At 58.0% G+C, this 376-nt stretch carries 1 protein-coding gene; it reads right to left on the bottom strand.

Features of this window, described 5'->3' with window-relative positions:
- Positions 1 to 185: hypothetical protein (locus tag PUR61_RS00890; protein ID WP_329874583.1), on the bottom strand; the 185-nt coding region annotated here is incomplete at its 3' end.
- Positions 186 to 376 lie beyond the last annotated feature (191 nt).

Below are 376 nucleotides of genomic sequence, written 5' to 3' on the forward strand. Positions count from 1 at the left end.
GGGGGGGGGCGGCCCCCCACACAAAAACCCAACCAACCCCCCACCCCCACCCCACAAACCCCACAACCCCCCCCATCAACCAACCCGAACACCAAACCAAAACAAAAAAACAAACAAAAAAAAAAAAAAACCACCACACCCCAAACCCAATACCCGCAAAAAACCGTTCCACTGACCGACCCCACGGCGCCCGAATACCCCCCCCCGAAAAAAAAAAACCGATACAACACCAAACCCCCCCACCCGACCAAACAAACTTTTTGGCCCTCACACCCAACCAAGCATCTCCCCCCCCCACCACGGCGAGCCCACAAACCTATGCGCCAACAGAAACACCCCCCCCGGGTGCGAAAATGACCGCCCCCCGCAGACCGGA

It is taken from the genome of Streptomyces sp. BE20 (assembly GCF_036322525.1).
In the GTDB taxonomy this organism is placed as follows: Bacteria; Actinomycetota; Actinomycetes; order Streptomycetales; family Streptomycetaceae; genus Kitasatospora.